The sequence below is a fragment of the Streptomyces inusitatus genome (assembly GCF_014651115.1).
GTDB classification, from domain to species: domain Bacteria; phylum Actinomycetota; class Actinomycetes; order Streptomycetales; family Streptomycetaceae; genus Streptomyces; species Streptomyces amakusaensis.
This window is the reverse complement of sequence record NZ_BMWG01000105.1, coordinates 1-568: the sequence shown is the minus strand read 5'-3', so window position 1 is coordinate 568 and position 568 is coordinate 1. Positions and strand designations below refer to the sequence as shown.

The 568-nt window shown below is 62.7% G+C and carries 1 protein-coding gene; it reads right to left on the bottom strand.

What is annotated here, in order from left to right:
- Positions 1 to 568 (bottom strand): condensation domain-containing protein (locus tag IE247_RS34025; protein WP_229869539.1); only part of this gene is annotated, 568 nt, incomplete at both ends.

Here is a 568-nt window from a genome sequence, read left to right as displayed (position 1 = left end):
AGGCCCCACCCCCAACCCCACCAACAAACGCGCCAACCGATTCGCCCGAACATTCACCTCCGCGTAGCTGAGGGAAACCTCGCCGAACACCAGAGCCGGGGAATTCGGCGTACGCGCCACTCGCTCCTCGAACAAATCCGGTAAGCGGTTCCGATCCATCGGGCGAGCGGGCTGATTCCATTCGGTGAGCAGTTGGCCGCGTTCTTCTTGAGAGAGCGCGTCGAGTCGGCCTATTCGCTCTTCCGGGTGGTCGGCGATCGCTTCCAGCAGTCGGATGAATCGTGCCGCTATCTCTTCCGCTGTGTCGCGTTCGAGGCGGTCAGGTCGGTAGCCGATGCGCAGCCGAAGTTCTTCGCCCGGCAGTACGGCGAGGCTCAGTGTGTAGTGGGTGGCGTCGCTGCCCTGGACATCGACCAGGCGGATCCCGTCGAAGTCACCGGCGAAGGATTCCATGTCCTGCGGATAGTTCTCGAAGACGGTGGTGGTGTCGAAGAGTTCTCCGGCTCCGGTCCCGGCGATCCGCTGGATCTCCGCGAGACTCAGATACTGGTGATCCAGCAACTCCGAC